The sequence below is a fragment of the Amycolatopsis sp. NPDC049691 genome, from assembly GCF_040675005.1.
Taxonomy (GTDB): Bacteria; Actinomycetota; Actinomycetes; order Mycobacteriales; family Pseudonocardiaceae; genus Amycolatopsis.
In genome coordinates this window covers 24,103-50,497 of sequence record NZ_JBFANX010000009.1, presented here as the reverse complement: position 1 = coordinate 50,497, position 26,395 = coordinate 24,103, and the positions used below count along the sequence as shown (strand labels likewise).

The 26,395-nt window shown below is 71.7% G+C and carries 21 protein-coding genes; 8 read left to right on the top strand and 13 right to left on the bottom strand.

Annotated features, from left to right (window positions below; all coding sequences use genetic code 11):
* Positions 1-43 precede the first annotated feature (43 nt).
* Together AB0J40_RS21470 and AB0J40_RS21465 are read left to right on the top strand one after the other, a co-directional pair.
* Positions 44-760, top strand: coding sequence for a 2-phosphosulfolactate phosphatase (locus tag AB0J40_RS21470; protein WP_364456276.1), 717 nt, complete (start codon positions 44-46; stop codon positions 758-760).
* On the top strand, positions 757-1,566 hold the full coding sequence (locus tag AB0J40_RS21465) for an MBL fold metallo-hydrolase (RefSeq protein WP_364455751.1): 810 nt from the start codon (positions 757-759) through the stop codon (positions 1,564-1,566). Before AB0J40_RS21470 ends, AB0J40_RS21465 begins: the two co-directional genes overlap by 4 nt.
* Here AB0J40_RS21465 and AB0J40_RS21460 read toward each other — a convergent pair.
* A complete protein-coding gene (locus AB0J40_RS21460; RefSeq protein ID WP_364455748.1) occupies positions 1,563-2,183 on the bottom strand; it encodes a DsbA family protein in 621 nt (206 codons plus the stop codon). The two genes, AB0J40_RS21465 and AB0J40_RS21460, sit on opposite strands and share 4 nt — an antisense overlap.
* Before the next feature lie 161 nt (positions 2,184-2,344).
* On the opposite strand from AB0J40_RS21460, the gene pepN reads away from it, so the two are divergent.
* A complete protein-coding gene (gene pepN / locus AB0J40_RS21455) occupies positions 2,345-4,912 on the top strand; it encodes an aminopeptidase N (protein ID WP_364456275.1) in 2,568 nt (855 codons plus the stop codon).
* Positions 4,913-5,250: 338 nt separating this feature from the next.
* On the opposite strand, the gene AB0J40_RS21450 is transcribed toward pepN, so the two are convergent.
* Positions 5,251-5,739 (bottom strand): DUF5130 family protein, encoded by a 489-nt coding sequence (locus AB0J40_RS21450; RefSeq protein ID WP_364455746.1) that lies wholly within the window; start codon positions 5,737-5,739, stop codon positions 5,251-5,253.
* A complete protein-coding gene (locus AB0J40_RS21445) occupies positions 5,726-5,977 on the bottom strand; it encodes a hypothetical protein (RefSeq protein WP_364455743.1) in 252 nt (83 codons plus the stop codon). The genes AB0J40_RS21450 and AB0J40_RS21445 overlap by 14 nt, the downstream gene beginning before the upstream one ends.
* Positions 5,978-6,255: 278 nt before the next feature.
* Between AB0J40_RS21445 and AB0J40_RS21440 the strand changes: the two genes are divergently transcribed.
* Positions 6,256-6,627, top strand: coding sequence for a hypothetical protein (locus AB0J40_RS21440; RefSeq protein ID WP_364455740.1), 372 nt, complete (start codon positions 6,256-6,258; stop codon positions 6,625-6,627).
* 178 nt (positions 6,628-6,805) lie between these two features.
* Here the strand turns inward: AB0J40_RS21440 and AB0J40_RS21435 are convergent, their stop codons facing one another.
* Positions 6,806-7,303, bottom strand: a complete 498-nt coding sequence (locus AB0J40_RS21435) for an HNH endonuclease (protein WP_329044121.1) — start codon at positions 7,301-7,303, stop codon at positions 6,806-6,808.
* 394 nt (positions 7,304-7,697) lie between these two features.
* On the opposite strand from AB0J40_RS21435, the gene AB0J40_RS21430 reads away from it, so the two are divergent.
* Positions 7,698-8,648 carry a mechanosensitive ion channel domain-containing protein gene (locus tag AB0J40_RS21430; RefSeq protein WP_364456273.1) on the top strand — a complete coding sequence of 317 codons (951 nt, stop codon included), beginning with the start codon at positions 7,698-7,700 and terminating at the stop codon, positions 8,646-8,648.
* A 2-nt stretch (positions 8,649-8,650) separates the two neighbouring features.
* Here the strand turns inward: AB0J40_RS21430 and AB0J40_RS21425 are convergent, their stop codons facing one another.
* On the bottom strand, positions 8,651-9,121 hold the full coding sequence (locus AB0J40_RS21425; RefSeq protein WP_364455737.1) for a hypothetical protein: 471 nt from the start codon (positions 9,119-9,121) through the stop codon (positions 8,651-8,653).
* A 119-nt stretch (positions 9,122-9,240) separates the two neighbouring features.
* Between AB0J40_RS21425 and AB0J40_RS21420 the strand changes: the two genes are divergently transcribed.
* Together AB0J40_RS21420 and AB0J40_RS21415 are read left to right on the top strand one after the other, a co-directional pair.
* Positions 9,241-9,624: a globin gene (locus tag AB0J40_RS21420; RefSeq protein WP_364456271.1), complete on the top strand. Its 384-nt coding sequence runs from the start codon at positions 9,241-9,243 to the stop codon at positions 9,622-9,624.
* Positions 9,621-11,171, top strand: coding sequence for a glycoside hydrolase family 13 protein (locus AB0J40_RS21415; RefSeq protein ID WP_364455735.1), 1,551 nt, complete (start codon positions 9,621-9,623; stop codon positions 11,169-11,171). Before AB0J40_RS21420 ends, AB0J40_RS21415 begins: the two co-directional genes overlap by 4 nt.
* A gap of 135 nt (positions 11,172-11,306) precedes the next feature.
* Here the strand turns inward: AB0J40_RS21415 and AB0J40_RS21410 are convergent, their stop codons facing one another.
* From AB0J40_RS21410 to AB0J40_RS21380, 7 genes are all read right to left on the bottom strand, one after another.
* Positions 11,307-11,561: a hypothetical protein gene (locus AB0J40_RS21410; RefSeq protein ID WP_364455732.1), complete on the bottom strand. Its 255-nt coding sequence runs from the start codon at positions 11,559-11,561 to the stop codon at positions 11,307-11,309.
* A gap of 52 nt (positions 11,562-11,613) precedes the next feature.
* Complete coding sequence (locus AB0J40_RS21405; protein ID WP_364455729.1) at positions 11,614-12,249, bottom strand: hypothetical protein; 636 nt, start codon at positions 12,247-12,249, stop codon at positions 11,614-11,616.
* Positions 12,242-12,661 (bottom strand): thioesterase family protein, encoded by a 420-nt coding sequence (locus tag AB0J40_RS21400; RefSeq protein WP_364455726.1) that lies wholly within the window; start codon positions 12,659-12,661, stop codon positions 12,242-12,244. Before AB0J40_RS21400 ends, AB0J40_RS21405 begins: the two co-directional genes overlap by 8 nt.
* Positions 12,658-17,652: an NAD-glutamate dehydrogenase gene (locus AB0J40_RS21395; protein WP_364455723.1), complete on the bottom strand. Its 4,995-nt coding sequence runs from the start codon at positions 17,650-17,652 to the stop codon at positions 12,658-12,660. The genes AB0J40_RS21400 and AB0J40_RS21395 overlap by 4 nt, the downstream gene beginning before the upstream one ends.
* A 401-nt stretch (positions 17,653-18,053) precedes the next feature.
* Positions 18,054-20,672 carry a hypothetical protein gene (locus AB0J40_RS21390; protein ID WP_364455722.1) on the bottom strand — a complete coding sequence of 873 codons (2,619 nt, stop codon included), beginning with the start codon at positions 20,670-20,672 and terminating at the stop codon, positions 18,054-18,056.
* 16 nt (positions 20,673-20,688) lie between these two features.
* Positions 20,689-22,365 (bottom strand): energy-dependent translational throttle protein EttA, encoded by a 1,677-nt coding sequence (gene ettA / locus AB0J40_RS21385; RefSeq protein WP_364455720.1) that lies wholly within the window; start codon positions 22,363-22,365, stop codon positions 20,689-20,691.
* 107 nt (positions 22,366-22,472) lie between these two features.
* A complete protein-coding gene (locus AB0J40_RS21380) occupies positions 22,473-24,491 on the bottom strand; it encodes a cytochrome c oxidase assembly protein (protein ID WP_364455717.1) in 2,019 nt (672 codons plus the stop codon).
* Positions 24,492-24,547: 56 nt separating this feature from the next.
* Between AB0J40_RS21380 and AB0J40_RS21375 the strand changes: the two genes are divergently transcribed.
* A complete protein-coding gene (locus AB0J40_RS21375) occupies positions 24,548-25,186 on the top strand; it encodes a phosphoglycerate mutase family protein (RefSeq protein ID WP_364455715.1) in 639 nt (212 codons plus the stop codon).
* Here the strand turns inward: AB0J40_RS21375 and AB0J40_RS21370 are convergent.
* A complete protein-coding gene (locus tag AB0J40_RS21370; protein WP_364456269.1) occupies positions 25,160-26,311 on the bottom strand; it encodes an ATP-binding protein in 1,152 nt (383 codons plus the stop codon). The genes AB0J40_RS21375 and AB0J40_RS21370 overlap by 27 nt on opposite strands.
* Between the last annotated feature and the right edge of the window lie 84 nt (positions 26,312-26,395).

Sequence of the window (26,395 nt, the reverse complement as noted above, 5' to 3'; positions counted from 1 at the left end):
GTCTGCCATCAGGTCCGGTTTCGGGCATGCTCCGGGGGTGGGGATCTGGGAGCAGACCGGCTACGACGTCCGGCTCGACTGGGGCGGCGAGGGCGTGGCCGCGCTCGGCCGGGAATGCGCCGTGCTGGTCGTCGTCGACGTGCTTTCCTTCAGCACCACCACCGATCTCGTGGTCGGCCGCGGCGGGCGCGTGCTGCCGGTGCGGTGGCGCGACGAACGCGGGGTCGCCCAAGCACGCGCGGCCGGCGCCGTGATCGCCGGCGAGGGCGCGTTCACCCTCCGGCCGACTTCTGTGACGGAAATCCCGCCCGGGACGCTGCTCGCGCTCCCGTCACCCAACGGCGCCACGCTGTGCGACGCCGCCGCCGCGACCGGCGCGCACGTCCTCGCGGGCTGCCTGCGCAACGCGTCCGCCGTCGCCGCGAAGGCCCACGAGCTGGGCGGGCCGGTTGGGCTCGTCGCCGCCGGGGAACGCTGGGGCGTGGACATCTTCGGCGGAGGCGAGACGTTCGGGCCGCTGCGGCCGTGCCTCGAAGACCAGGTGGGCGCCGGCGCGATCGCCGCCGCCCTGGCCCGGCTGGGCTCGAAGCTGTCCCCCGAAGCGGCGCTCGCCGCCCGGTCGGTCGACGTCGAAGCCCTGGCGTCCTGCGTCTCCGGCCGCGAGCTGACCGAGGCGGGCCACGGCGGCGACGTCGCGCTGGCCTCCCGGCTCGACGTGAGCGATGCTGCCCCGATGCGGATCGAAGGAGTACTGGCATGACCGGCCGCTGGATCGAGGTCGCCGACGGCGTGCACGCGCGCCGCTACGAGGAGCTGGACCTGACCGTCGGCCTGGTGATCGGCGCCGAACGCTGCCTGGTCGTCGACACCCGCGGCGACCTGGAGCAGGGCGCCGAGCTGGCGGCGGCGGTCCGCGAGCGGACGCCGCTGCCGTGGTCGGTCGTCTACACGCACGCGCACTTCGACCACACCTGGGGCACCGAAGCGTTCGGCCCGTGTGCCGTCTGGGCCCACGAAGGCTGCCGCGCCGAGCTGACCGAGTACGCCGAGGCCGCCCGCGCCAAGTGGATCGGCTACTACCGCGAACAGGGCAAGGCGGACACCGCCGACGCCATCGCGCGCACCACGTTCGTGGTGCCGGACCACCTGTTCACCGACCGGACCGAGGTCGACCTGGGTGGCCGGACGGCCGTCCTGCTGCACCCCGGACGTGCCCACACCGACCACGACGTCGTCGTGCACGTGCCGGACGTGGACGTGCTCTTCGCCGGCGACGTCGTCGAGAACGCCGAACACGGCTTCAGCGCGTTCTCGTTCAGCGCCGAGTCGGACCTGACGGCGTGGCCGGACACCTTCGACCGGCTCCTCGAGCTGCGGCCGCGGGTGATCGTGCCCGGCCACGGCGACCCGGTCGACGCCGACTTCGTCCGCTACCACCGGCACGGCCTGCACGAGCTGATCGCGCTCAAGGCCGCCATGGGCCGCGGCGAGACGACCGAGGTGGCCGCCGTGGCAGCCTCCCGCTACCCCAGCGACGTCACCTTGGCCGCCCTCGCGACGCCTTAGCCGAAGTTGAGCTCGCCCGTGCGGGTCCGCTTGAGCTCGAAGAAGTCCGGGTAGCTCGACAGCGCGACGGCGCCGTCGAACACCTTCAGGGCGTCTTCGCCGCGTGGGATCGAGGTGAGCACCGGGCCGAAGAACGCGACGCCGTCGATGTGGATCGTCGGGGTGCCGACGTCCATGCCGACCGGGTCCATGCCCTCGTGGTGGCTCTTGCGCAGCGCCTCGTCGTACTCGGTGGAGTTCGCGGCGTCGTACAGCTCGGCCGGCGCGCCGATGGCGGCCAGGGCCTCCTTGATCACGGCGTCGCGGTCCTTGTTGTCCTGGTTGTGGTAGCGGGTGCCGAACTCGGTGTAGTAGTCGCGCAGCACCTCTTCGCCCTTGAGCTGCGAGAGCGCGACGGCCACGCGCACCGGGCCCCAGCCCTGGGCCAGCGACTCCTTGTACTTCTCCGGCAGCTCGTCGCGGCCCTCGTTGAGCACCGACAGGCTCATGATCCGGAAGTGCAGGTCCAGGTTGCGGTGCTTCTCCACCTCCAGGATCCAGCGCGAGGTGATCCAGGCGAAGGGGCAGATCGGGTCGAAGTAGAAGTCGACCTTCGTGGGCTGCTCGGCAGCGGTCATCAGGCACTCCTGTGCGAAGTCAGGTCCGGTCCGGGGGCGCGCGCACCCCCACACAGCGGGCCAACACCGCCGGACCCGGGCTTGTTCCCCGTCGCCCCCCGGCCCGTCCGCATGATTGGATGCGGGGAGTTGAAAACCGATACCAACGACCAGAGGTGCCTGTGCCCGCCCCCAACCTGACCCGCGACCAAGCCAAGCTGCGCGCGGATCTGCTCGACGTCACCGGTTACGACATCGAGCTCGATCTGACCGACGGCCACGGCGGACCCGGGGAGAAGACCTTCGCGTCGACGACGACCGTCCGGTTCTCCAGCGCCCGGGCCGGCGAATCGACGTGGGTCGACATCGTCGCCGATCGCGTGCACTCGGCCACCCTGAACGGCGCGGACGTCGACGTCAGCGCGTACGTCGAGGACAAGGGCATCGCGCTCGCCGGACTGGCCGAGGCGAACGAGCTCACGGTCACCGCCGACTGCCGGTACATGAACACCGGCGAGGGCTTGCACCGCTTCGTCGACCCGGTCGACGACGGCGTCTACCTGTACACGCAGTTCGAGACGGCGGACGCCAAGCGCATGTTCGCCTGCTTCGACCAGCCGGACCTCAAGTCCGTCTACCGGCTCACCGTGATCGCGCCGAAGGACTGGAAGGTCATCTCGAACACGGCGGCCGAGTCGTCGGAGGAAACCCCCGAAGGCGCCGTCCGGACGGTGTTCAAGGAGTCCGAGCGGCTCTCGACGTACCTGGTAGCGCTGATCGCCGGCCCGTACGCCGAGTGGCGCGACGAGTACACCGACGAGCACAAGACCATCCCGCTCGGCCTCTACTGCCGCGCGTCGCTGGCCGAGCACATGGACGCCGAACGGCTCTTCGCCGAAACCAAGCAGGGCTTCGGGTTCTACCACCGGAACTTCGGCACGCCCTACCCGTTCTCCAAGTACGACCAGCTGTTCGTGCCCGAGTTCAACGCGGGCGCGATGGAGAACGCCGGCGCCGTGACCTTCCTGGAGGACTACGTCTTCCGCAGCCGCGTCACCCGCTACGCCTACGAGCGGCGCGCGGAGACGCTGCTGCACGAGATGGCGCACATGTGGTTCGGCGACCTGGTCACCATGCGCTGGTGGGACGACCTGTGGCTGAACGAGTCGTTCGCGACCTTCGCCAGCGTCCTGGCCCAGGCCGAGGCCACCGAGTACAAGAACGCGTGGACCAGCTTCGCGAACATCGAGAAGTCGTGGGCCTACCGCCAGGACCAGCTGCCCTCGACGCACCCGATCGCGGCCGACATCGTCGACCTGCACGCGGTCGAGGTGAACTTCGACGGCATCACCTACGCCAAGGGCGCGAGCGTGCTCAAGCAGCTCGTCGCCTACGTCGGGCTGGAGCACTTCCTCGACGGCCTGAAGGTGTACTTCGGCAAGCACGCCTGGGGCAACGCGACCCTGGCCGACCTGCTGGGCGCGCTGGAAGAGGCGTCCGGGCGCGACCTGTCGTGGTGGAGCGCGCAGTGGCTGGAGACGACCGGGCTCAACTCGCTGAGCCCGCGCTACGAGGTCGGCGCGGACGGGACGTTCACCTCGTTCGCCGTCGTGCAGTCCGGCGCGAAGCCGGGCGCCGGTGAGCTGCGCACGCACCGCGTCGCCGTCGGCATCTACGACGAGGACGGCTCGGGCAAGATCATCCGGACCCAGCGCGTCGAGCTCGACGTCGACGGCGAGCGCACCGAGGTCCCCGCCCTGGTCGGGCGGCCCGCGGGCAAGCTCGTGCTGGTCAACGACGACGACCTGACGTACTGCACGATGCGGCTCGACCCGGCGTCGCTGACGACGCTGATCGACCGCGTCGCCGACATCACCGAGCCGCTGCCGCGGACGCTGTGCTGGTCGGCGGCGTGGGAGATGACCCGCGAGGCCGAGCTGAAGGCCCGCGACTTCGTCACGCTGGTGCAGCGCGGCATCCACACGGAGTCCGAGGTCGGCGTCGTCCAGCGGCTGCTGCTGCAGGCCCAGACGGCGCTGAACTCCTACGCCGAGCAGGAGTGGGCGGCCTCGACCGGCTGGCCGGCGTTCACCGCGCGGCTGCTGGAGCTGGCCCGCGGCGCCGAGCCGGGTTCGGACCACCAGCTGGCGTTCGTCAACTCCCTGGCCGGGTCGGTGCTGGACGACGCCGCGCTGTCGGTGCTGTCCGGCTGGCTCGACGGTTCGGCCCCGCTGCCGGGCCTGTCGGTGGATACGGACCTGCGCTGGCGCCTGCTGCACGCGCTGGTGGCGCACGGCAAGGCGGCGGCTTCCGAGATCGACGCGGAGCTGGCCCGCGACAACACGGCAACGGGCCGCCGCCAGGCCGAGCGCGCGCGGGCGTTGCGCCCGACGGCGGAGGCCAAGGCGGACGCGTGGCAGCGCGCGGTGTACGACGACGAGCTGCCGAACGCGGTCAGCGACTCGCTGATCTCGGGCTTCTCGCACCCGGGCCAGAAGGCGCTGCTGGGCTCGTACGTCGGGCAGTACTTCGAGGTGATCGACGAGGTGTGGCAGCGGCGGTCGAGCGAGCGCGCGCAGCCGATCGCGATCGGGCTGTACCCGTCGTGGGCGGTGGCCCCGGAGACGGTCAAGGCGTCGGACGAGTGGCTGGAGGGCGAGCACTCGCAGGCGCTGCGGCGGTTGGTTTCGGAGGGCCGGGCCGGGATCGTGCGGGCACTGGCCGCGCGGGACTTCGACGCGCAGGTCTGAGTTCGGACGCCCAGACCTGAGTTCGAGGCGCAGGCCTGGCCGCGAGGCGCAGGCTTGAGTTCGAGGCGCAGGCCTGGCCTCGAGGCGCAGGCTTGGGTTCGTGGCGGCGGCGGGTCGTGCTCCGGCGCGGCCCGCCCTCCCTGGAGGCCGGCCGGCGCGGCCCGCCCTCCCTGGGGGCTCCCCCGCTTCCAGCGTATCGGCGGTGGCCGACGAAAAGGCTCGGACGAGCGCGACCGGCGGTCGGTTGTCCACATCACGGCAACGATGTGGACAACCGGCACCAAGACGTGAAAGAGCCCCGCACCTCAGGTGAGGTGCGGGGCTCTCGTCAAGACACGTCAGCGGGGCGCGGGGCCCGCCTGGTCGGACAGCATGCGCAGCGCGTTCACCAGGCCGTTCACCAGCCCGCGGACCAGGTCGCCCTCCTTGAAGGACGCCACCATGCTCGCCACCGCCAGCTTGCAGCCGCGGTCCGGGAGGCGGACGTACGCCGTCCTGCCCGTCACGATCTCGATCAGGCGCTCGCCCGGCGAGACCGCGACCAGGACCGAGTTCGCCGGGTTCGCCGTCGTCGCGTGCAGCTTCTCCGCCGCCGCGCGACTGTCCGAACCCAGTTCGCCGAGGTACAAGCTGAAGTCCAGCCCGGTCTCCCGCGAAGCGAACGTCAGCGCCTCGTCGAGGCGGGCCAGCTGGCGGGTGTTGAACGGGCTCGTCGGCGCCTCGGGCTCGTACATCTTCGCGGCCGACACGCGGCCACTCGACGTCAGAGCCTCGCCGTAGCCCAGTTCGGACTCGTCGACGCGCTTCGTCAGCTCACCAGTTGCCACGAGCGCCTCCCGCCGCGGTCGGGGCGCCCTCGGGCGCGCTGTTCTCGGCGCCGGCGTGCCGGTGCCCCGCGCCGACCCCTTCGGGGTTGGCGCTCCACCACATGGCCGGGTACTCCCAGGCCTGGCCGGACCGGTACCGCGGGGCGCCGGACCTGCGCCGGAGCGTCAGCAGCCCGGCGAGACCGTAGATGGCCAGCGGGATCACGGCGAAGACCACGATCGTCTCGACAACGTTCACGGCGCTGAGCGTATCGGATGACCTCGGCGGCCACCGCGCGTGCCGCACTCGACCGTTCGTCGTAAGCCGAGTGCCGTCCGCCGCTTGGCTCGCGGGCACTGGAACGTTGGGGCGAAGACCGTCGGGCCGAAAGGTTGCAACTCAACGTACAGGCGGCCGCACCCGCCGCTGTCGTCTTGTCGCAGCCTTGAAATCCTCGTAGCTTTTTCACCTGTACGGGCCTTGCGCCCCGCTCCCCAGCCCCAGCAGGTAACGCACCGGTCCCAGGAGGCCTTGCCATGAACAGCGCCCACACCCCCGCACAGGCGATCACCGAGACCTTCTCGTCACCGAGCGACACCGAATTCGTGCCCGGAACGCGTGTGACGGCGGGCACAAGGGTTACCCGGGGTACACGCGTCACTCGCGGTACACGCGTGACGGCGGGAACGCGCGTCACGGCGGGCACCCGGGTGACGGCGGGCACGCGCGTCACCCGCGGTACGCGGGTCACCAGGGGCACCCGGGTCACGATGGGCACGCGCGTCACGGCGGGCACGCGCGTCACCTGCGGCACCCGGGTCACGCGAGGCACCCGCGTGACCCGCGGCACCCGCGTCACCATGGGGACCCGCGTCACCTGCCAGAGCGACTACGCGCTCGCTGCCTGACCCGTACTCCAGGGCCGCACGCACTACCTGAACACGCGCAAGCACCCGGCTCGCCCCGGCCGCCGCACAGGCAGCCGGGGCGCCGGCATGTCAGGGCTCCGTCAGCCGGCCGACCCTGCTTCGTCGGGGCTCCGCCCCGAGCCGGGGGCTCCGCCACCCGGAGCCCCCGCAGGACGAGTCAGGCAGCGGAGCCCAGATACGGACGCCAAAGCGGATCGGCCTCCTTGGAGTGCGCGAGCAGCCGCCAATGCGGGCCGTGGGGCGCCCGCGGGACCACGCGCAGCCGCCAGCCGATCTCCGAGAGCAGCCGGTCCGCCTTGCGGTGGTTGCACTTGGCGCAGCAGGCGACGCAGTTCGTCCAGGCGTGGGGCCCGCCGCGGCTGCGCGGGATGACGTGGTCGATCGTCTCGGCCCGCCCCCCGCAGTAGGCGCAGCGGTACCGGTCGCGGTGCATCAGCCCGGCGCGGGTGAGCGGCACCTGCGCCCGGTAGGGCACGCGCACGTACGTGCTGAGCCGGATCACCGAGGGCACCGGCAGCGACACCTTCGCCGAATGCAGCTCGATGCCGCCGGGATCGCCGTGCACCACCTCGGCCTTGCCGCACATCACCAGCACCACGGCCCGCCGCAGCGGTAGCGCGGTCAGCGGCTCGAAAGTGGCGTTGAGCAGGAGCACCCGGCGTCGGCCCCAGGCCGGAGCCGCCGGATCCCGCCCTCTACTACGCTGTCCGGGCGGGCGGGTAATCCCCCCTGGGCGGTTCCCCGGCCCGGCCGGGACGGCTCCGCCGGATGCGGAACCCCCCGGATAGGCGCGCAGGACCACCTCTGGCGTCTCGTCGGCCATGGCTTGGCCGGAGGCGCCGCGGGGGCTGGGTTGTCGGTCTGGCACTCGACCACCTCCAGGGGCGTAGGCATAGTCGACCACAGAACAGGCCCCCAGCGCACGTGTGTTACAAGACGTGTCACATCCGCGCGACCCAACATCCACTTCAAGTTGGCGTGACCGACCAGATCGGAAGGATGATCGAACCCCCGTGTCCCCCTTGCTCCCCTCAGCCAAGCCGCCGTGCATCGACGACGTGAGCACCTTCTGTCACCAGGTGTATCTGGCGACGAACAACGAGTGGCTGGCGGGTTCGGCGAACTGGCTGCTGACCAAGCCGCTCAAGATCCTGATGATCATCGTGATCGCGTTCGTCGTGCGGTTGCTGATCAGACGGCTGATCAACCGGGTCACCACCCTGCCGCGCGGCAGCGGGAAGCTCCCCGCGATGCTGCGCCCCCTGCGTGAGCGCGCCCCCGAGGTGCTCGGCTCCGCCGTGATCGAACGCCGCCGCCAGCGCGCCCAGACCATCGGCTCGGTGCTCAAGTCGATGGCGACGTTCCTGGTCTACGGCCTCGCGTTCATCCTCGTGCTCGGCGAGCTGGGCCTGGACCTCGGCCCGATCATCGCCTCGGCCGGCATCATCGGCGTCGCGATCGGGTTCGGCGCGCAGAACCTCGTCAAGGACTTCCTGTCCGGCATCTTCATGATGGTCGAGGACCAGTACGGCGTCGGCGACGTCGTGGACATCGGCGAGGCGACCGGCACCGTCGAGGCGGTCGGCCTGCGGATCACCACGCTGCGCGACCTCAAGGGCACGGTCTGGTACGTCCGCAACGGCGAGGTGCTGCGCGTCGGCAACTCGAGCCAGGGCTTCGCGGTCGCGGTCGTCGACGTGCCCCTCGGCTACACCGCCGACGTCGAGCGCGCAACCACCGTGCTCGGCGAAGCGGCCTCGGCGGCCGCGGAGAGCGACCTGCTCAAAGACAACGTCCTCGAACCGCCGGAGATGCTCGGTGTGGAAAGCGTCACGCCGGAGGGCATCCAGCTGCGCCTGACCGTCAAGGTGCGGCCGGGCAAGCAGTGGGCGGTCCAGCGAGCCCTGCGCGCGCAGCTGCTCGCCGCCCTGGAGGAGGCCGGTTTCGAGCCCCCGCTCGGCCGCCTGTTCCCCGGCGTGGCCCCGGCCATCGAGAAGTGACGTCAGGCTGAGAAGTACGCGCGCATCCCGGCGAGCCGGGCGGGCCGCTCGTGCTCGAGGCCGGGGTCGTGCGCGAGGTGGTCGCGCAGGTCGGCGGCCACTTCTTCCCGGTCGGGGTGGTCGCTGCGCTCGACGTACCCGAGCGTCGCGGCCACCCCGCCGGGGAACAGCAGGAAGGCGTCCAGCCCGCACGAGGTGTCGAAGCTCGTGTACTTGGCTTCGCTGAGCTGCCAGACGTCCCCGGCCTCGCCGCACTCGTTCAGCAGCAGCGCCGCCAAGCCGAGGCTGTCGGCGTACCCCTCGTCGTCATCGTGCAGCCGGATCTCCTGGTCCAGCAGGTAGCGGAGGAACCCGGCATCGGTGTCCCGGCGGTCGCGCAGCAGCAGGCGCAGCACCGCCTCCCGGGCCGCGTGGTGGGCGAGCTCGCCCCAGCGTTCCGGGTGGTCGCGCCAGTGGTCCAGGGTGGTCGTCACGATCGGAAACCGTAGCCGGACGCCGTTACGCTGGGAAACGGGTTTGCGACCTACCGGAAGGAACGGGACCGGGCGTCGGGAACCCGTACCGGAAGGGCAAAATGGAAGGCGTGTCTGCAGTGAGCGAACCGGCGAACCTCTACGAAGCGGTGGGCGGCGAACCCACGTTCCGCCGGATCGTCGCGCGGTTCTATGAGGAAGTCGCGCGTGACGAGGTCCTGCGCCCGCTCTACCCCGAGGAGGACCTCGGCCCGGCCGAGGAGCGCTTCCGGCTGTTTCTCATGCAGTACTGGGGCGGCCCGCACACCTACTCCGACCGCCGGGGCCACCCGCGGCTGCGGATGCGGCACGCGCCGTTCAAGATCGGGCCGATCGAACGCGACGCCTGGCTGCGCTGCATCCGGATCGCCGTCGACGAGGAGAACCTGGAAGAGCCGTACCGCGGGCAGCTCTGGGCGTACCTGGAGATGGCCGCGCACAGCATGATGAACAGCTTCGTATGACATCCGGAGCCTGGTGGCGCGATGCCGTCTTCTACCAGGTCTACGTGCGCTCGTTCGCCGATTCGGACGGTGACGGCGTCGGAGACCTGGAAGGCATCCACTCCAGGCTCGGTTACCTTGAGCTGCTGGGCGTGGACGCGCTGTGGCTGACGCCGTTCTACCGCTCCCCGATGGCCGACCACGGCTACGACATCGCCGACCCGCGTGACGTCGACCCGATGTTCGGCACCCTCGGCGACTTCGACGTCCTGCTGACCGAGGCGCACAAGCGGAACATCAAGGTCACCGTCGACGTCGTGCCCAACCACACCAGCAACCAGCACGCCTGGTTCAAGTCCGCGATGGCGGCCAAGCCCGGCAGCCCGGAGCGCGACCGCTACATCTTCCGCGACGGCGTCGGCCCGAAGGGCGAGGACCCGCCCAACAACTGGGTCAGCGCGTTCGGCGGCCCGGCGTGGACGCGCGTGCCCGACGGCCAGTGGTACCTGCACCTGTTCGCGCCGCAGCAGCCGGACCTGAACTGGACCAACCCCGAGGTCGCCGCCGACCTCGAGCGGACGCTGCGGTTCTGGCTCGAACGCGGGGTCGACGGCTTCCGCATCGACGTCGCGCACGGCATGGCCAAGCCGCCGGGCCTGCCGGACATGGACCCGCGCGCCGACGCGCTGGGGCCGAGCCACTACTACGACCCGCGCTGGGACCACGACGGCGTCCACGAGATCCACCAGATGATCCGCAAGGTGCTCGACGAGTTCCCGGACGCGATGGCGGTCGGCGAGATCTGGGTGACCGACGAGGAGCGCCTGTCCCGCTACCTGCGGCCCGACGAGCTGCACCTGGCGTTCAACTTCCGCCTGGTGCTGACGCACTTCGACGCGGACGCGATGCGCACCGCCATCGAGCGGTCCCTGTCGGTCCCGGCCCGCACGGGCGCGCCGGCGACGTGGACGCTGGGCAACCACGACGTCTGGCGGCAGGTCAGCCGCTACGGCGGCGGGGAGGTCGGCGTGCGGCGCGCGCGGGCGATGGCGCTCGTGGAGCTGGCCCTGCCCGGCGCGGTGTACCTGTACAACGGCGAAGAGCTGGGGCTGGCGAACGTCGAGCTGGCGCCGTCCGACATGGCCGACCCGCGCGCGAAGACGAGCGGCGCGGAGTTCGGCCGCGACGTCTCCCGGGTGCCGCTGCCGTGGGAAGGCGACCTGCCGCCGTTCGGGTTCTCGCGCAACCCGCGGACGTGGCTGCCGATGCCGCCCGCGTGGGCCGGGCTGACGGTGGAGAAGCAGATCGAGGACGCGGATTCGACGCTTTCCCTGTACCGGCAGGCGATCGAGCTGCGCAAGACGCACCCGGCGTTCCGCGGTGACGAGCTCGAGTGGTACGGCGCGCCGGCGGGCTGCTTCGCGTTCCGGCGCAAGGGTGGCGGGCTGGTGTGCGCGTTGAACACGTCGGCGTCGCCGATCGCGCTGCCGCCGGGTGAGGTGCTGCTGTCGAGCAGTCCGCTGGTGGAAGGCAAGCTGCCGGCGGATTCGGCCGCCTGGCTGGTCTGAGGCTTCCACAACCGACGCCGGATGTGGACAACTGCCGCGGCAACCCACTTCGCCCGGGAGTTCTGTCGGTCGGCGCCGATACGCTGGAAGCGGGGGCAGCCCCCAGGGAGGGCGGGCCGTGCGCGGCGCGGGACTTCAGCCGGACTGGTTGCCCGAACCCGAACCGTCGTCGAAGGCACCACTGGCCAGCCACGCGACGAGCGCCGCGGCCTGGAGGTAGGGCGCGGCTTGGGCGGCCGCCCGGCCCGCCGCTCGCGTGCGGCCCCACCTCTCAGGACGCTCGGCGCGCTCCGGCGCCTGCTCCCCCGGCGGACGGTCGCGCCGCCACGGCGTCTCCTCGGCGCGGACACCGTCGAGGAACTCCGCGGTCGGGTCGTCATCCGGGGTCATGACTCCAGCGTGCCACCGTTCGAGCGGAACGGTGGCCGCCGTAAGCAATCCGTCAGAACAACAGCGGCAGCAGCGCGTGCCGCCGCCGGACGATCGCGCCGTAGCGCGCGTCCAGCCGCAGCCACGAATCCGTCGCCGACACGCGGACCACGTCCTCGGTCAGGTCCGCGTCCACGAAACCCATCCCGGACATCGCGAACAGGCAGCGCATCTGCACCTTGACCTCGACCGCTTCGCCGGACACGGTCAGCACCGCCTGGTCCATCAGCGACGCCGGCGGGGTGCCGTGCGGGCCGGCGTTCTCCCTGGCCAGCGTCACGCCCCGGTCGGCGAGCTCCGCGACGACCCGCGCCGGCAGCGAGTCGACCAGGGGCCAGCGGCCGGACGGGGGCAGCTCGCCGTGCCACAGCAGGTCCCGGGCCGGGCCCGGGTCCATCCGCGGCCCGCCCGCCACCGTCAGCGCCGCCAGCAGCTCGTTGCCGGACACCGTCACGTCGGCGGGGGTCACGTCGCCCGCCACCGCGCGCGTCGCGAAGCACTCGAACGGTGTCGCCGTCCAGGCCTCGACCACGCCGTCGCCTCGCCGGCGCAGCCGGACCGCGGTGGCGCCGTCCAGCCGGACCGCGCGCGCGACGAACGCGCCCAGGGTCTCCCGGTCGGCCGCGTCCGGCACGAACAACTCAGGCATCCGCGAACCCCTGCTTCAGAAACTCCGACTCGGCCGGGATGAGCCTACGCGGCCGCAACGCGACGGTGTCGTACGGCGCCAGCACCGTCTCCGCCGTCACCGCCACCGGATCCGACTCCGCCGGGCCGGTGTGGACGCGGTAGGCCAGCGTGAAGCTCGCGGCCCGCAGCTCCGTCAGGTCGATGTCCACGCGCAGCCGCTGCCCCGACACCACGATCGGCGCCTTGTAGGCCACCTCCAGCTTGACCACGACGATGCCCTTCGGCAGCTGGTCGAGCCCGGCCTCGACGGCCCCTTCGAACAGCAGCGGGATCCGCGCCTCGTCGAGCAGCGTCACCATCTTCGCGTGGTTGATGTGGCCGTAGACGTCCATGTCCGTCCAGCGCGGGCGGACGTGCGAAACGTAGGTCACCGCACCGTGCTCCGGATCTGCCGGGCCGCCACCGAAAGCGTCGCCAGGTCGAGCCGGCCGGACTTCGTGATCTCGTCCAGCGCGACGCGCGCCCGCTGCAGCCGCGAGGCGTTCGTCTTCTCCCACTGGGCGATCTTCGCGTCGCCCGACGAGCCGGGATCGCTGTGCCGCAACGCGTCCAGCGTGATCGCGCGCAGCGAACCGTAGACGTCGTCGCGCAGCGAAAGCCGGGCGAGCGCGTGCCAGCGGTTGCCGCGTTCGAGCTTGCTGATCTCGGTGAGCATCGAGTCGATGTCCAGGTGCGCCGAAAGCGCGTAGTACAGCTCCGCCGTCTCCGCCGGGCTGTGCGTCGCGTCGACGCCGATCTGCTGCTCGGCGAGCTCGGCGACCTCCGTGACGTCCAGCAGGCCGTAGGTGTGCAGCAGCAGCGAGACCCGGCGGGCCAGGCCCTCCGGCACGTTCGCGGCCATCAGCTCGTCCACGTGCTTCTGCACCGACTCCGCCTCGCGGCCGCGCAGCAGGTCGCCGATCTTCGGGACCAGTTCGCCCAGCACGCGGCCGAAGCGCTTGATCTCCGACAGCGGCGCCAGCGGCTGCGGCCGGTTGGTCAGGAACCAGCGTGCGGCCCGGTCGAGCAGCCGGCGCGTCTCCAGCACCATCGCGTCGGCGACGTCGGTGTGCACGACGTTGTCCAGCGCGTCGATCTCCTTCCACAGCGTGGGCAGGTCGAACACCTGCGTCACCACGGCGTACGCGCGCACCGCGTCCGTCGCCGTCGCGTTCATCTCCTCCATGAGCCGGTAGACGAAGGAGATGCCGCCGCCGTCGACCACCTCGTTGGCGATCAGCGTGGTGATGATCTGGCGGCGCAGCGGGTGTTCGCCGATCGCCGAGCCGAACCGCTCGCGCAGCGGCTTCGGGAAGTACTCGGGCAGCCGGGCCGCAAAGACCTTCGAGTCGGGCAGGTCGCTGGCCAGCAGCTCGTCCTTCAGCTCCAGCTTGACGTGCGCGAGGAGCGTCGCCAGCTCCGGCGAGGTCAAGCCCTTGCCCGCCTTCTCCAGCTCCCGGAACTCCGAGTTGCTCGGCAGCGCTTCGAGCTTGCGGTCGAACGCGCCCGCCGACACCAGCGCCTGCACCTGGCGCGCGTGCACCGACAGCATCGGCGCGGCGTGCGCCCGGCTGACGCCGAGGACGGCGTTCTGCCGGTAGTTGTCCTTGAGCACCAGCGCGCCGACCTCGTCGGTCATCTCTTCCAGCAGCTCGTTGCGCTGTTCGCGCTCGAGCTTGCCCGTCTGCACCAGGTGGTCGAGCAGGATCTTGATGTTGACCTCGTGGTCGGAGCAGTCGACACCGGCCGAGTTGTCCAGCGCGTCGGTGTTGATCTTGCCGCCGTTGCGGGCGAACTCGATCCGCCCCAGCTGCGTGAGGCCGAGGTTGCCGCCCTCGCCGAAGACCTTGACGCGCAGCTGCTTGCCGTCGACGCGGATGGCGTCGTTGGCCTTGTCGCCCGCGGCCGCGTGGCTTTCGGTCTCCGCCTTGACGTACGTGCCGATGCCGCCGTTCCACAACAGCTCGACCGGGGACAGCAGGATGGCCTGGATGAGGTCCATCGGCGCGAGCGCGGTGACGCCGTCGGCGATGCCGAGCGACGCGCGCACCTGCGGGCTGATCGGGATCGACTTCGCCGTGCGCGGGTAGATCCCGCCGCCTTCGCTGATCAGCGAGCGGTCGTAGTCGTCCCAGGAGCTGCGCGGCAGGTCGAACAGGCGGCGGCGCTCGGCGTACGACGTCGCCGCGTCCGGGTGCGGGTCCAGGAAGACGTGCATGTGGTTGAACGCCGCGACGAGCCGGATGTGCTCGCTCAGCAGCATGCCGTTGCCGAAGACGTCGCCCATCATGTCGCCGATGCCGACGACGGTGAAGTCCTCGGTCTGGGTGTCCTTGCCCAGCTCGCGGAAGTGCCGCTTGACGCTCTCCCAGGCACCCTTCGCGGTGATGCCCATGGCCTTGTGGTCGTAGCCGACCGAGCCGCCGGAGGCGAACGCGTCACCCAGCCAGAAGCCGTACTGGGCGGAGACCTCGTTGGCGATGTCGGAGAACTTCGCGGTGCCCTTGTCGGCCGCGACGACCAGGTACGAGTCGTCGCCGTCGTGCCGGACGACGCCCGGCGCGGGCACGGTCTTGCCCTCGATCCGGTTGTCGGTCAGGTCGAGCAGGCCGGAGATGAACATGCGGTAGCAGGCGATGCCCTCGTTCAGCTGGGCGTCGCGGTCGATGCTCGCGTCGCCGGTCGCGGCCGGCGGGCGCTTCACGACGAAGCCGCCCTTCGCGCCGACCGGAACGATCACCGCGTTCTTCACCGCCTGCGCCTTGACCAGGCCGAGGATCTCGGTGCGGAAGTCCTCGCGCCGGTCCGACCAGCGCAGGCCACCGCGCGCGACTTCGCCGAAGCGCAGGTGCACGCCTTCGACGCGCGGCGAGTACACGAAGATCTCGAACCGCGGCCGCGGCTCCGGCAGGTCGGGCACGCCGGCCGGGTCGAGCTTGATCGCCAGGTACTGCCGGGGGTTCCCGTCGTCGTCGCGGACGTGGTAGTTCGTCCGCAGCGTGGCGCGGATGACGGCCATCAGCCGGCGCAGGATGCGGTCCTCGTCGAGGCTGGTGACCTCGTCGATCATCGCGCTCAGCTCGCCGGCGAGCGCTTCGGTGGCCGCCTCGCGGTCGGCGTCCGGCAGCTTCGGGTCGAAGCGGGCCTCGAACAGCCGCAGCAGCTTCGTCGCGACCTGCGTGTGGTTCAGCAGCGTGTTCTGGATGTAGTCCTGGGAGAACGCGCTGCCGGCCTGGCGCAGGTACCGCGAGTACGCGCGCAGCACGGCCACCTGCCGCCAGGTCAGCCCGGCGCGCAGGACCAGGCCGTTGAGCCCGTCCACCTCGGCGTCCCCGCGCCAGGCGGCCTCGAAGGCGTCCTGGAACCGGCCGCGCAGCTGGTCGACCGCGTGCTCGTCGGTCTCGTCGAGCATCTTCTGCGCGACGCGCAGGCCGAAGTCGTAGATCCAGCAGGCGCCGCCGTCTTCGCGGTGCAGCTCGTACGGCCGCTCGTCGACCACCTCGACGCCCATGGCCTGCAGCACCGGCAGCACCTTCGACAGGGTGACGCCTTCGCCGCGCAGGTACAGCTTGAACCGCCGTTCGCCCGGTTCGGCGTCCGACGGCCGGTAGAACGACAGCGCGAGATCGCCTTCGTCGGTCAGCGAGTCGAGCGCGCGGAGATCGGCCAGCGCCTCCCTGGCCGAGAAGTCCTCCTTGTAGCCCTCCGGGAAGACGCTCGCGAACCGCTGGCCCTGCTCGGTCGCCGACTCCTCGCCGAGGACGCCGACGGCCACGCCGCCGTCCGACTGCTCGCGGCGCTCGTCGAGGACCGCCTCGACCATCCGGTCGTCCCAGCTGCGGACGGCGTCGTTCAGCCGCTCCTGGATCCGCTGCGTGTCCGGCTCCAGCCGGCGCGCGGGATCGGTGTGGACCATGAAGTGCACCTGGGCGAGGACGGTCTCGCCGATCCGCGCGCTGTACTCGAGCTGGGTGCCTTCGAGCTCCTCGAGCAGGACCTCCTGCATCGCCAGCCGCGACCGCGTCGTGTAGCGGTCCTGCGGGAGGTAGACGAGGCAGGAGTAGAAGCGGCCGTACGGGTCGCGGCGCAGGAACAGCCGCAGCCGGCGGCGGTCCGACAGCGTGATCGCGCCGGTCGTCGTCGAGTACAGCGAGTCGGTGTCGGCGGAGAACAGGTCCGCGCGCGGCCAGTTCTGCAGCACTTCGAGCATCCGCTGGCCGGAGAAGGACTCCATCGGGAACCCGGCGCGGTGGATGACCTCGCGGACGCGGTTGCACACCACCGGGATGTCGAGGACGTTCTCGTGCAGCGCGGTGGTGGTGAACATGCCGAGGAAGCGGTGTTCGCCGGTGACCTTGCCCTCGGCGTCGAAGGTCTTCACGCCGACGTAGTACGGGTAGACCGGCCGGTGCACGGTCGAGGGCGCGCTCGCCTGGGTCAGCACCAGCAGCGACGGCGCCAGCGCGGACGCGGCGGTGTCCGGGCCCGCGGTGAGGCCGCGGGCGGCGAGGCTGTCCTGGCGCAGCACGCCGAGCCCGGAGGCCAGTACCGCGCGCAAGGCGGGCGCGGTGTGTTCTTGCGTGTCCGCGTGCGGGTTGTCGACCAGCTCGTAGCGGCGGTAGCCGAGGAAGGTGAAGTGGCCGTCGGCCAGCCAGCGCAGCAGCCGGGCGCCTTCGGCGACCTCGGCCTCGGGCAGCTTCGGCGGGTCGGTCTCGAGTTCGCTCGCGAGCTGGCAGGCCGTCTGGGCCATCTTCTCGGCGTCTTCGACGACCTCGCGGACGTCCCCGAGGACGCTGGAGAGGCGGTTGTCGAGCTCGCGGGCGCGGTTCGGGTCGGTGACGAAGTCGATCTCGATGTACATCCACGACTCGGCGGCCGAGTTCGCGGGCGGCTCGGCCGGGTCGGCCTCGGGGTGGACTTCCTGGAGCTCGCCGGTCAGGTCGCGGCTGACGACGACGATCGGGTGGACGATCCGCTGCACCTGCACGCCGTCGCGGGCGAACTCGGCGGCGATCGAGTCGACCAGGTAGGGCATGTCGTCGGTGACGACCTGCACGACCGTGGCTTCGCGCGCCCAGCCGTCCTCGGCGACGGTGGGGTTGAGCAGCCGCACGGCCGGGCGGCCGGGCATCCGGTGCTTGGCGAGCTGCAGGTGCGAGCGCACCGCGCCGACGAGGTTGACGGGCTCGTCGCCGACGATCTCCTCGGCCGGGATGTGCCGGTAGTAGAGCCGGATGAGCTCCCCGATCTCCGGCGCCAGCCCGGCGGCCGCGTCGATCAGGTCGTCCCTGATCTGCTCCGGGCTGGCCGGGGAACGCCGGCCGAATTCCGGTTCGGTTTCGGCTCCGGTTCCGGGTGGGGACGAGACTCCGGTCGAGCTCATTTGAGGCAACTCTCCAGTATGCGTGAGGTGGCACCGTGCCGGTTCGGCGGTGAACCGGACCACCCCACACTAATGCGCCGCGGTCGGGGATCACATGAAGACCCGGGGGTTCCCCAGTTCCGGAAAACCCTTCCCGGCCAGCGGATTTGCGTGATCGGTCAAGCTACTGACGGGTTGCGTTCCGGCGCTCTCCGCGGCGCTGACCAGCCGGGCTCGACGGGCGTTACCTGCTGCGGAGCCAACATGATCGGTTCAGCTGACCCGGGCGGGCACCGCTCGGCGAAGGCTGTCGGCCGGTCGGCGAACCCGGGGTGCGACGGACGCCACTTCGTTCGCGCGGCCGGCGAGTCGGCGACGAATAGGGGTGCTTCGGCGCGGGAGCGCGGGTTCGGCGGAACGGCTCAGTCGCCCGAGCCGTGGCGGCGGGAGTCCGACACCTCGGCTCCGTGGCCGTTGCGGCCGTGCCCGTTGCGGCGGCCGGTGTCCTGCGAACCCAGCTGCTTGACGAGCGCGGCCGCGCTCGCGGTGCCCGCCTGGTGCTCGGCCAGCGCGCGGGCCAGGAGGTCGGCGAGCCCCGCGTCCGGCGGGGGCTCGTCCTCCGAAATCGCGCGCGCGTAGCTCTCCGGGAACGGCGCCGTCGCCGGGGTCCAGTGGCCGAAGTCCTCCATCGGCTCCAGCGACGGTGGCATCCGCAGCCGCGGCAGCCACGGCTCGGCTTCGTCGCGGTAGTCCGGCACCGACGGCGGCTCGTCCTCCGGCCGCGGCGGCGGGGCCAGCTCCGGCTCGGGACGCGGTGGTGGCTCGTCGGCGCGGCTCTCGGCGTCTTCCGCGCGGCGACGTCCGCCGCTCGCTCCGCCCGACGACGAGATCCCCAGCCGGTCCAGCACCGACCGGGCGGCCACGGAACCGTGCTCGGCGTCGTGCCGCGTCGACGGCTGCGGTTCGCGCCGCGGCTCCCGCTCGGCGGCGGGCTCGGGCGCGAGCGGCAGCGCCGGCGTGACGCGCGTGGGCGCCGAGTCGCGTTCGGCGGCGGTCTCCCGCAGCCGCGCTTCGGCGAGGGCGGCCCAGGAGAACTTGGGCTTTTCGCTTTCCACCGGCACCGGCGGCTCGGCGGGAGGTTCCGGCGCGCGCCGGCGTCCGGACGGCTGCGCTTCGGCGGGTTCCGCCGGAACGGGCTGCGCCTTGCCGGGCGACTCACGCCGCCACGGCGGGTCGACGGCGGCCGGCTCACGCCGGCGTCCGGGTTCGCCGGGCTCAGGCCGGCGTTCCGGCTCGACCGGGGCCGACTTCACCTCGATGGGCTCCAGCGCGGGCCGGCGAGCCGGCTCCGAGCGGGCTTCGACGGGCTCCGGCTCGCGCCTGCGTGCCGGCTCGGCCGGTGCCGAGCGGACCTCGATGGGCTCCGGTTCGCGCCTGCGTGCCGGCTCGGCCGGTGCCGAGCGGACTTCGATGGGCTCCGGCTCCCGCCGAACAGGCTCGACCGAAGCCGACCGAGCCTCCATGGGCTCCGGCTCCCGCCGAACGGGCTCGACCGACGCCGAACGGACCTCGATCGGTTCCGGCCGGCGCTCCGGCTCGCGCCGGCGTCCGGCCGGCCGGTCCTCGGCCGGCTCGGGCCGCCGCCGTTCGACGACGACCGGCTCCGGGCGCACGCGCGGCTCCACGGGCTCGTCGCGCACTGCCGGCATCACCGACGTCTCGGCGGCGTCGGCGGTCACCCGCGGCCGCTCGAACGACCACGCGGGCGCCGGCTGCCGCGGTTCGGGCTTCTCTTCGCGGCCGAACGACCAGGCCGGTGCCTTCGCGGCCGGTTCGGCGGCGGGCCGGACGGCCTCGGGCTCGGCGGCCACCACCGGGACCGGCCGCGACGGCACCGCCTTCAGCACCTCGTCGAGGTCGATCGACGCGGGCTCGCCCGTGCCGAACTCGCCGGCCAGCACGCTGCACGCCTGCCGCCGGGACCGCGCGTGCAGCTGCTCGGCGGCCCGCGAGCGGTACAGGCACGCGATGGCCTCCTCGGCCTGCCCGAACCGCTCCTCCAGCTGCGCCAGCTCCAGCCACAACCGCGCGGTGACCGCGGACAGCCCGTGGCGGTCGGTGCTCGCCACGGCTTCGCGGACCAGCTCGGTGGCCGCCTCCCCGGCGCCCGCGGGCAGGTGGATGCGCGTCGCGACGGCCAGCCGCAGCCAGCCCATCGGCGCGACCCCCGCCGCGCGCACCGGCTCCGCCAGCACCGGCTCGGCGATCTCGTACGCCATTTCCGTGTCACCGCGGTCGAGCAGCGTGCTGACCAGCAGCAGCACCAGCCGGATCCGGACGAGGCCGCCGTCGTCGGCCGGGTTGTCCAGCTTCTCCAGGAAGCCCAGCCCGGTGCGGGCGGCGTCGGCCGCCGCCGTCAGGTCGCCGTGGCGCCGCCGGTGCGACGCCGTGCCGACGCGCAGCAAAGCGCGGACCAGCAGCTGGGTGTCGGCACCCAGGGACTCGTCGCCGAGGACGAGCTTGTCCGCCTCGACGAGCACCCGGTCCAGCTCGGCCTTGCGCCCCAGCAAGCCGAGGCAGCCCACCAGGTGCGTCAGCGCGGCGGCGCGGTGCACCGGCGAGACGACCGGGTCGGTGAGCACCGGCCGCAGCGCGGCGAGCCCGGTCAGCGGCACGCCCAGGCTGCGGGCGCACACGGCGAGGTCGATGCGCAGCCGGGCGGCGATGTCGCCGTAGCCGGCGTGCTCGGCCGCGCGCAGGGCCGCGACCGCGCGCCCGACCGTGCCCGGCCGCATGCCCAGCCGGACGCGCGCGGAGACGACCAGGCTCTCGGCCCGGATCCACTGTTCGTCGGCGCCGGCGGCCTCCGAGAGCGCGGCCGCGCGCTCGCCGAGGACCAGCGCGAGCTCGGGCGCGCGCAGGTGCAGCGCGTCCGCGCGTTCGATGAGCCGGCCGACTGCGGAGAGGGTTTCCCCGGCGTGGACGGAACGCCCGCTCCCCTGGGGGAGCGGGCTCGTCCGGTGCTGTTCGCTGGCTTCCACGGGGAAACCCGCCCCCTCAGTCGCGGGTCAGCTTGCGATGGGTGACACGGTGCGGCCGCGCCGCCTCGGCGCCGAGGCGCTCGACCTTGTTCTTCTCGTACCCCTCGAAGTTGCCCTCGAACCAGAACCACTTGGCCGGGTCTTCGTCCGTGCCTTCCCAGGCCAGGATGTGCGTCGCGACCCGGTCGAGGAACCACCGGTCGTGGGAGATCACCACGGCGCAGCCGGGGAACTGCTCCAGCGCGTTCTCCAGCGAGCCCAGCGTCTCGACGTCCAGGTCGTTCGTCGGCTCGTCGAGCAGGATCAGGTTCCCGCCCTGCTTGAGCGTCAGCGCCAGGTTGAGCCGGTTGCGCTCGCCACCGGAGAGCACGCCCGCCGGCTTCTGCTGGTCCGGGCCCTTGAAGCCGAACGCGCTGACGTACGCGCGCGACGGCATTTCGGTCTGCCCGACGTGGATGTAGTCCAGCTCGTCGGAGACGACCTGCCAGACCGTCTTCTTCGGGTCGATCCCGCCGCGGTTCTGGTCCACATAGGACAGTTTGACCGTCTCGCCGATCTTGACTTCGCCGGCGTCCGGCTCCTCGAGCCCGACGATCGTCTTGAACAGCGTGGTCTTGCCGACGCCGTTCGGGCCGATCACGCCGACGATGCCGTTGCGGGGCAGGTTGAACGACAGGCCGTCGATGAGGACGCGGCCGTCGAAGCCCTTCTGCAGCTTCTCGACCTCGACCACGACGTTGCCCAGCCGCGGGCCCGGCGGGATCTGGATCTCTTCGAAGTCGAGCTTGCGGTGCTTGTCCGCCTCCGCCGCCATCTCCTCGTAGCGGTCGAGGCGCGAGCGCGACTTGGTCTGGCGCGCCTTCGCGTTGGACCGGACCCACTCGAGCTCGGTCTTCAGGCGCTTCGCGAGCTTCGCGTCCTTCTTGCCCTGGACCTCGAGGCGCTCGCGCTTCTTCTCCAGGTACGTCGAGTAGTTGCCCTCGTAGCCGACGACGCGGCCGCGGTCCAGCTCCATGATCCACTGGGCCACGTTGTCGAGGAAGTACCGGTCGTGGGTGACGGCGAGGACAGCGCCGGCGTAGCGGGCCAGGAACTGCTCCAGCCACAGGACACTCTCGGCGTCCAGGTGGTTGGTGGGCTCGTCGAGCAGCAGCAGGTCGGGCGCCGACAGCAGCAGCTTGCACAGCGCGACCCGGCGGCGCTCACCACCGGAGAGGTGGGAGACGCCTTCGTCCGGCGGCGGGCAGCGCAGCGCGTCCATGGCCTGCTCGACGGTCGAGTCGAGCTCCCAGGCGTCCGCGTGGTCGAGCTCCTCCTGGAGCTTGCCCATCTCCTCGAGCAGCTCTTCGCTGTAGTCGGTCTCCATCAGCTTGAGGACCTCGTTGTAGCGGTCGAGCTTGACCTTGACCTCGCCCAGGCCCTCTTCGACGTTCTCGCGGACCGTCTTCTCCTCGTTGAGCTCCGGCTCCTGCATGAGGATGCCGACGCTCGCACCGGGCTGGAGGAACGCCTCGCCGTTGCTGGCCTGCTCGATCCCCGCCATGATCTTGAGAACGGTGGACTTACCGGCACCGTTCGGCCCGACCACGCCGATCTTGGCGCCGGGGTAGAACGCGGTGCTGACGTCGTCGAGGATGACCTTGTCCCCGACGGTCTTGCGCACCTTCTTCATGGTGTAGATGAACTCGGCCATACCGACGATCGTAGAGCGCACCTGATCGCGGCTCGACGCCGGTCACCGTCGGACTACCGAAAGTCAGTCCCGGATCACCGGAAGCGCTGTTTTCCGCGCCCTCAACCTCAACTGGAGCCCGAGGGTCGCTTCCCCTCCGCGAGGTTCTTCAGCATGGCGTTGTAGGCGTTCAGCTCTTCGTCGCCGGTGGCCGCTTCGCGCCGGTCACGCCGCTTCGCCTCGCGCTCGTCCTGGCGCGACCACTGCACCAGCAGCGCGATCAGCACGAGCAGCACCGGGAGCTCGCCGGACGCCCACGCGATGCCGCCGCCGAGCCGCTGGTCGGTCAGCAGGTCGGCGACCCACGGCAGGTGCAGCTGGCTGTAGAACGCCTGCCCGATCACCGTCTGCTTGCTCATCAGGATCACGCCGAAGAAGGCGTGGAACGGCATCGCGGCGAACATCATCCCGAGCCGGCCGAGGTACGGGATCCGCCGCGGCGAGGGGTCGACGCCGATCACCGGCCAGTAGAAGACGTACCCGGCGAGCAGGAAGTGCGCGTTCATCGCCAGGTGCGCCCAGTGGTAGTTCAGCGCGGCGTCGAACAGGCCCGAGAAGTACAGCGCGTAGAACGAACCGACGAACAGCAGCAACGCGACGACCGGGTGCGTGAGGAAGCGCGAGACCGGCGAATGCACCGCCGCGACGATCCACTCGCGCGGTCCCGGCGGGGCGTCCTTGCCGGCCGCGGGCAGGGCGCGCAGCGCGAGCGTCACCGGCCCGCCGAGGACGAACAGCACCGGCGCCACCATCGACAGCAGCATGTGGTTGCCCATGTGGACGCTGAACATCGCGGGCGCGTACCGGCCGATGCCCGACGACGTCGCGATCAGCAGCACCACGCAGCCGGCGATCCAGGCGACCGTGCGGCCCACCGGCCAGGTGTCGCCGCGGCGCAGCAGCCGCCGGACCCCGGCCAGGTAGAGGCCGCCGAGGACGAGCGCGAGCGTCCCGTAGACCAGGTCGAAGCGGGTGTCGAGGAGCAGGCGCCACACCGTCGGCGGGCCGTCGAGGTTGTAGCCGATCAGCAGCTCGGTGGTGGACGGCTGGGTGATCGCGTCCGCCGGTGGCGGCGTCCTGGCCAGCCCGGACGCGATCCCGATCGTGACGAACATGATCAGGATCTCGACCGCGGCCAGCCGCAGCAGCTGCGCGCCGCCCCTGCCGTCGACGAGGTCCTTGACGCCCTTCTGCCGCTGCTGGTGGCCGAAGACCCCGAGCAGCAGCAACGCGACCGTCTTGGCGACGACCAGGAGGCCGTAGTCGGTGGTGAAGAGGTCGTTGAGGCCGATCCGGACGAGCGCGTTGACGACACCGGAGACGGCCATCACGATCCAGCACACCAGCGCCAGCCGCGAGAACCGTTGCGCGGCCAGGCTCAGGTGGTTGCCGCGCCGGTACCCGAGCGCCAGCAGGGCGACCAGGCCGCCGACCCAGAAGGACGCGGCGACGAGGTGGAACAGCAGGCTGTTGGTGGCGACGTCGTGCGAGCCGCCGCTGGCCGAGTGGCCGGTGACCGCGACCGGGACCAGCCCGCCCACGGCCAGGAAGAACAGCACCGCCGTCCAGCCCCAGGACAGCGCGAGCCGGCAGCCGAGGGCGACCAGGACGGCGATCAGCGCCGTCCAGAGCCAGGCCTTCGGCTGTTCGATGGCGCCGACGAGGTCGAGCAGCGTCTGCGGGTCCAGGATGTCGCCGAACGGCTTCCCGGCGGTGTCGGCGGCGGTGAACGCGACCGAGAGCAGGGCCGCGGCGAACCACACCCACGCGGCGATCCCCGCCGCGCGCAAGGCGCCGTAGCCCTCCGGGCCGAGCGTGCCGGACTTCTGCGGCGGCACCAGGAACGCGGCCAGCAGCAGCGAGCCGACGCAGATCACCGACGCGGCTTCGCTCAGCACCCGCACGACCGTGATGCCGTACTTGGTGACCAGCCCCGGATCCGGCAGGCCGGCGATGGCGTACCCGGCGCCGCCGGTGAGCGCGATCAGCCCGATCGCGACGACGGCGGCCAGCAGCACGCCGACCGCGAGCAGGGGCAGCACACTGGCCCGGCGCTGCGTGGGGACGTCGGATTTCGTCGCGGACACGCCACTGAGGGTATGCCCAGCCCCGGTCAGGCCCGTGTGACGGGCAGGATGGGAGCGTGAAGATGATCCTGCTGCGGCACGCCGAGTCGCTCGGCAACGTCGACGAGCTCGCCTACACGCGGATCCCCGACCACGCCCTGCCGCTGACGGAGAAGGGCGAGCGGGAGGCGCTCGCCGTGGCGCCCGAGATCACCCGGCTGCTCGACGGCGAGCGGCCCGCCGTCTACGTCAGCCCGTACCTGCGGACGCGGGAGACGTTGCGGCTGCTGGACATCGAGGCCTCGTGCGAGCGGCTCCTGCAGGAGCCCCGGCTGCGCGAACAGGACTGGGGCAATCTCCAGGACCCGGCCGACCAGGAGATCCAGAAGGCGCGGCGCAACGAGTTCGGGCACTTCTTCTACCGGCTGCCGTTCGGCGAGTCGGGCGCGGACGTCGACGACCGCGTCGCGGCGTTCCTGTCGGACCTGCGCCTGCGCGACGAAAGTCACCCCGAGACGGTCCTGATCGTGTCGCACGGGCTCACGCTGCGGCTGCTGTGCCGCCGGCTGTTCGGCTGGAGCATCGAGCTGTTCGAGTCCCTGTCCAACCCGGGGACCTGCGAATACCGCGTCCTTTCCGAGTCCGACGGCAAGTGGTCGCTGGACCGGCCGTTCGCGCAGTGGCGCGCCTCACCCGACGGGGAAACGCAGCTCTAGCGGCGCGGTCAGCACGACGCGGGTGCCCTGGCCGGGCGCCGAGTCGATCCGCGCGGTGCCGCCGATTTCGGCCATCCGGGCGTGGATCGAGTGCTCGATGCCGAAGCCGCCGCGGCGCGCGCCGGCGTCGAACCCCGTTCCGTGGTCGCGCACGGAGACCGTGACGACGCCGTCCTGCTCTTCGAGGCACATGACGGCTTTCGACGTCTTCGCGTGCTTCAACGTGTTTCGCAGCGCTTCGCGAGCGGCGTCGTGCAAGGAGTTGACGACGCTCTCGGGGACGTCGGACGGCTTCGCGAGCGGAACGAGGTCGACGCGCAGGCCTTCCGCCGTCATCTCGACCGCGAGCGCGCCGAGCCGGTGTTCGAGGCCGCCGGGCTCGGCGGGCGCGTCGCCGTCGAGGCTCAGCCGCAGGCGCAGCGCGTGCGCGCGGGCGATGCTGCGGACCTGGTCGAGGCTGCCGACCGGGTCGAGGGCGTCACGGGGCGCCGGCAGCGCGAGCGACTCCATCACCTGCAGGACGGTGTCGTGGACGTCGCGGCGGTGCCGTTCGCGTTCGGCGGCCCGGCCGCGCTGCTCCCCCAGCCGGTGCGCGAACCGCATCGAGCCGGCGACCAGCAGGACGATCGCCAGCGCCGTCGCGGCCGCCGCGACCAGGGCGAGCACGATCCACGTGGCGGGCGCCGAGGTCCCGGACACCACAGCCATCCCGTAGCGCAGGAGCACCGCGCCGGTGATCGCGACGGCCCCGGCGGGTGCGCCGCGCAGCAGCGTCCAGACCATGACCGTGCCCATGATGTTCGGCCAGGTCAGGCCGAGCAGGGCCGGTGCGAACAGCGCCGCGGCGAAGCTCGTGACGAGCGTGTACGCGGTGTCGGCGACGAGCACCGGCCGGATTCCGGTGCGGCGGTGGAAGACCCAGGCCACCTCGGCCAGGTTCGGCACGAGGTACAGCGCGACGGCGAGGCCGAGCACCGGCGCGCCCAGCGGGTCGCCGGCCCAGATCTCCTGCAGGAACAACGCGAGCCGGAACGCGACCGGCACGAGCACGAGCCTCGGCACCGCGCCCTGCACGAGCGGGAGCCCGGCTCCGCCGGCGAGCGCCCCCGCGCCGCCGAGCAGCACAACCCTCACGACGTCCTCCCCGGGTCAAGGCCCCTACCCTGACCAGCCCACCTGAACTCGTAACGTCGGTTCATTCATTTCAGT

Bases quoted from the DNA above. Each gene is read 5' to 3' on its own strand.
- AB0J40_RS21410 (WP_364455732.1), bottom strand. From the start codon at position 11,561: ATGACCCCGGATGACGACCCGACCGCGGAGTTCCTCGACGGTGTCCGC.
- AB0J40_RS21395 (WP_364455723.1), bottom strand. From the start codon at position 17,652: ATGAGCTCGACCGGAGTCTCGTCCCCACCCGGAACCGGAGCCGAAACC.
- ettA (WP_364455720.1), bottom strand. From the start codon at position 22,365: ATGGCCGAGTTCATCTACACCATGAAGAAGGTGCGCAAGACCGTCGGG.
- AB0J40_RS21460 (WP_364455748.1), bottom strand. From the start codon at position 2,183: ATGACCGCTGCCGAGCAGCCCACGAAGGTCGACTTCTACTTCGACCCG.
- AB0J40_RS21440 (WP_364455740.1), top strand. From the start codon at position 6,256: ATGAACAGCGCCCACACCCCCGCACAGGCGATCACCGAGACCTTCTCG.
- AB0J40_RS21405 (WP_364455729.1), bottom strand. From the start codon at position 12,249: ATGCCTGAGTTGTTCGTGCCGGACGCGGCCGACCGGGAGACCCTGGGC.
- AB0J40_RS21465 (WP_364455751.1), top strand. From the start codon at position 757: ATGACCGGCCGCTGGATCGAGGTCGCCGACGGCGTGCACGCGCGCCGC.
- AB0J40_RS21415 (WP_364455735.1), top strand. From the start codon at position 9,621: ATGACATCCGGAGCCTGGTGGCGCGATGCCGTCTTCTACCAGGTCTAC.